General features: G+C 38.2%; 3 protein-coding genes. 2 read left to right on the top strand and 1 reads right to left on the bottom strand.

Annotation, left to right across the window (positions count from 1 at the left end; translation table 11 throughout):
* Window positions 1-61 precede the first annotated feature (61 nt).
* Window positions 62-3,151, bottom strand: a complete 3,090-nt coding sequence (locus E1140_RS05690) for a SusC/RagA family TonB-linked outer membrane protein (RefSeq protein WP_221412643.1) — start codon at window positions 3,149-3,151, stop codon at window positions 62-64.
* Window positions 3,152-3,691: 540 nt separating this feature from the next.
* Here E1140_RS05690 and E1140_RS05685 point away from each other — a divergent pair.
* Entirely contained in the window at window positions 3,692-4,489 is a 798-nt protein-coding gene (locus E1140_RS05685) for a histidine kinase (protein WP_185153446.1), read from the top strand.
* Window positions 4,479-4,876: LytR/AlgR family response regulator transcription factor (locus E1140_RS05680; protein WP_155180089.1), on the top strand; the 398-nt coding region annotated here is incomplete at its 3' end. The genes E1140_RS05685 and E1140_RS05680, both read left to right, overlap by 11 nt.

Below are 4,876 nucleotides of genomic sequence, written 5' to 3'. Positions count from 1 at the left end.
CCGCAACCAGAATGAGGGTAGTTATATATTTTAATACTTTCATTTCAATTGATTTTAATATTTAAAACTTGATGTTGAGGTTAAAACCATACTGCCTTGTGGTAGGTAGGTTGTAGAAAAGCACTCCTTGCGCGTAGTTATTTGTGCTATAGCTCGATTCAGGATCAAAATTGTCAATCTTCTTGTGAAGGAAAAATAAATTTCTACCTATCAGCCCTACAGAAACACTCTGGAAAGGTGTGGACTTAATCAGAGATTTTGGTAGTCTGTAGTTTAAAGAAGCTTCCCTCAACCTGATATTTGTCTGATCAAAAATATAGTTTTCAGGAATTGAGCTGTAGTTACCCCAGTATTGCTGTGCAGTAATGCTCGTTGTATTCGCCTCACCTGATGCTAAAACACCATCAACCACTACGCCATTTTCCCGGTATTGAGTGGTCTTTGCGCTAACTCCTGCACCATCCATGGCAGCATCAGTTCCTGAATATATTTCACCACCAATTCTGGCATCTACTAATACTCGTAAAGAGAGTCCTTTGTAAGAAACAGTATTGGATAGTCCTCCAGTCCAATCAGGTTGATAATTTCCTAATTGAGTGTAGTCGGAGTTTCTTTGAGGAATACCCTGATCATCGGTAACAATATTTCCTGCATCATCTCTTTCATAGGTATAGCCATAAATATCGCCATATCCTCCACCCACTGTGGCTAATACTGTTACAGTACCTGCATTTGTTGAAGAAAAAGTGAAGTTCTCAACATCACCAATCAACTCATCCAATGTGTTCTTATTCTTCGCGAAGTTGGCTGAAATGTCCCAAGTCAGATCCTGAGTTTTAACTACTGTGCCTCCTAACATTAACTCTATACCCTGGTTAGTCATTTGACCAACATTGGTGTTAAACTGGTCATACTCGGGAGCTGGATAAGGCACGCGCATGATCAAATCCTGAGAGACAATTTTATAGTATGAAATGTCACCATAAAGTCTGTTGCCCCAAGAACTGAATTCAGTGCCTATCTCAAAAGAAGAAGTATTCTCAGGTTTTAGGTTCTCATCGAAAAGAATCGTTGACCTTGTTAAAATAGGTAAGCCTAGATAAGAATCTGCTGCACCTGCAAGAATATAAGGTGTTGATAGTTGAAAAGGATCAGTGTCATTACCTACTTGCGCCCAGCTTGTTCTAACTTTCCAATAGTCAAGGAAATTGCCGGCAGGGTTTACAAAACGATCAATTAATACAGATAAACTTGCTGAAGGGTAGAAATATGACCAGTTAGATTTTGGTAAGGCCGAAGACCAGTCGTTTCTGGCAGATAAGTTTAAGTAAAGAAACCCATCATAAGAAAACTCCGCTGAAGCGTACATTGACGTCACTTTCTTTTTCTGTGTTGGTGTATAATTAGGAATAGTAGTGGTAGCACTTGCTACAATTGATTTTGTTGGGATTTTGAAGTTTTCACCACTTACACTTTGACTTTCATAAGTGTTTAACCTCCAGTTACCACCTGCATTTACAGAAAGATCAAGTTTGCTAGAAAGGTCTTTATTAAACATTAATAAGAAATCCGCATTGGTTTCTCCTGTTTTATAATTGGCATAATTAAATCGGCCAGACTGGTAGAACCAGTGCCCTGGTTGTTCTACTCTTTCAGTTTTTTGCGCTACCTGATCAGATCCAATTCTTGCAAAAGCTGTTAAATTATCTGAGAATTTGTAGGTTGTTTTTACAAAACCTGAAAATCTATCTCTAAAATCTTCATTTCTATCATTGTTTAGTGTCCAATATGGGTTTCCATTTCCATTACTCCATGAGTTAACAGCAAAACCATCTCCCTGAAAATCTTTAAGGTCGTTGATATTCATGTTTCTTGGCATATTATACACATAGGCCATTAACCCCTCTGTACCTTGCGAAACCCTATTTTGAGTACTCTGGTGGAAGTACGTGACACGGGAATCTACCGAAAGCCTTTCGCTTACTTGTGATGATCCTCTCAAGTTAAAATTGTGCTTTTGAAGGTCTGAATTTGGCACAATAGCGTTAAATGAAGAGTTGCTGTATGAAAATCTCATGCTAGCTTTTTCTGATCCTCCTTCAATGGCGATTGTATTTATTGCATTAAAACCAGTTTCAAAAAAGTCAGCTACATTATCAGGCTGCGCTGAGTAAGGCTTGGTTTCACCGGTCCAATAAAGTTGGTTCGAGCCGTCCATAGGGGCACCCCAGCTAGCACCGTTGTTCTTCAGGTCGCTTATATCAGTGTAAGAATCTCCGTTAGAGCCCTGACCATATTCATTTTGGTAATCAGGTAGTAAAAGTGGATTTTCCCATGTAAAGTTGGCGGAATAACTTACGCCAAGTCCCTGAGAGGTTTTACCTTTTTTAGTGGTGATCATAATCACACCATTGGCGGCTCTTGATCCGTATAGTGCAGCAGCATTAGGCCCTTTTAGAATACTCATAGATTCTATATCATCAGGGTTAAGGTCAGAAATACCTGTGCCATAATCTACCCTTTCATAGTTTGCAGTATTTGCTGTTTGGCTGTTTGGGTCATTACGGTTTGCAGATCCAAATCCTGAGTTATCTACAGGTACACCATCTACCACGTACAATGGCTGGTTTTGACCTGTAAGTGAGTTGTTACCTCTTATCACAACGCGAGATCCACTTCCTAGTCCTCCAGTGGATTGAGTGATTACAACACCAGGTACTCGCCCAGCAAGTGAGTTAACAACATTAGCTTGTTTTACCGTGGAAAGATCTTCAGAACCTACGCCAGTAACAGCGTAGCCCAATGCTTTTTTATCTCTTTCTATACCGAAAGCTGTTACAACAACTTCACTCAGTTGTGTAATATCAACCTCCATAGAAACATCAACCACTGATCTTGACCCTACTGCTTCTTCTAAGGTAGTGTAGCCTATAAAAGAAAAAACGAGTACTTCGTTCTCTCCTTTAACTTGAATCGAGTAGTTTCCGTCAACATCAGTAACGGTTCCATTGGAGGTGCCTTTGACTAAAACAGTTGCTCCAGTTACTGGCTCATCTGTTTGGACATCCCGTACCTTACCGGTAACAGTTTGTTGTCCGTACACAGACATGCCAAGGAGCATAAGCATACAGAATGGTAGTATTTTTTTCATGAAAAATGGTTTTTGGGTTATACATTTGAAGGCTGACACTTTGCAGCCATAGAGTCCAATTAACTTGGTTGCAATTGCCGAACAAAATTTATTCGCAGTACGACAATATTTTGTAGCTGAATGACATTTGAACCACTATGAATAGCGAAAGTGCGTTTTGTAGGCAAAATCAAACGATTTGTATAATTTTCTATTTTATCTGGCTTAGATAGTTGTTATTAGTTCTTACCTTTTTGGTTTTAACATAAATGAAACTTGCACGAGATTAGTAAAAACAAGGTTATACTCTTCCATATCCTATTTTGGGTGGGGTATTTTTCTTTCAACAGTATAAGATGGGGACACTATTTTGGTGACTATATATATTCTATAAAGTCCAACCTGGTTGAGTTCCCTATCCATATAATTCTTGTTTATTTCAACTTCTATTTTCTCATACCTAAGCTATTATCAAAGAAAAAATATTTGGGGTATATATCCTCACTATTCTTTTCAACCCTTTTTATGGCTTTTGTGAGGATAGTTTTAACCTATGTATTAGTGACTACCAACATTTGGCCAGAAGCTCCTGAAGCTCCAAAAGATCAAGCTGAGCTTTTTGGTTTAAGTTACATTTTCACAGTATTCATAGGAGAGCTTTATATTGTGGGGCTTACAGTAGGCATAAAACTTACTGTAGATAGAGTGATGGAGCGAGATGCCCAACAGGAACTTAAAAAAAATAGTCTTGAAACGGAGTTGGCCTATCTAAAAGGCCAAATACAGCCTCATTTCTTTTTTAATACACTCAATAGCCTTTATGCGCTTACTTTAGAAAAATCGGATCTTGCCCCAAGTACAATTTTGAAGCTATCAAACATGATGAGCTTTGTTATTTACAGGTCTAAGGCTGATGAGGTAACACTTATGGAGACAGTAACTCATATGAAGAACTACTTTGAGTTGGAGAAAATAAGGTTCGGTGACAGGCTGCAAATAGATTTTGAAATCTCCGGTCAAATGGAAGACAAACGGATACCCCCATTGATTTTATCACCATTTATCGAGAATAGTATTAAACATGGAGGTGAGTCTCCGGAGGGTGTTTTTGAGATATCAGTTAAGCTAAATGTGAATGCTGATAACTTGGAATTCTACGTTGAAAACTGGTTTAAGAATTATGAAGATTCTAAAAAGTTACAAACGCTAAATGAGGAAAGTGGAATTGGGATGAAGAATACAGTCCGAAGGCTTAGGCTACTTTATGGAGAGAATTATCAATTGAATATCAAAACTGATGATGAGAAATATAAGGTTGAGTTAGTCCTTCCTTTAAATTATTTAAGCAATGAAAGTTAGATGTCTGATAATTGATGATGAGCCGTTGGCAATTAAAGTGCTTGAAAAGTACATTGAGGAGGTCAATGATTTCGAATGCGTTGGTAGTTGTGGCAGTGCTGTGGAAGCTATACAATTTCTCTCTGAGCAGCCAGTGGATTTGATATTTCTTGATATCAATATGCCAAAACTCAGTGGTATTGAGTTTTTGGAAACTATGAAAAACCCACCTTTGACAGTAATTACTACGGCCTACCGTGAATATGCGGCAGAAAGTTATGACTATGATGTAATTGATTACCTGGTAAAACCTATAGAACTTCCACGTTTCTTTCGCATGGTTAATAAGGTAACAAGCAGATTAAAAATACCAAGCAAAATTATTCCAGCCCAGGAGACTGATAAGGT

It is taken from the genome of Fulvivirga lutimaris (assembly GCF_009711525.1).
GTDB classification, from domain to species: domain Bacteria; phylum Bacteroidota; class Bacteroidia; order Cytophagales; family Cyclobacteriaceae; genus Fulvivirga; species Fulvivirga lutimaris.
This window is presented reverse-complemented; position numbering and strand designations above follow the sequence as displayed.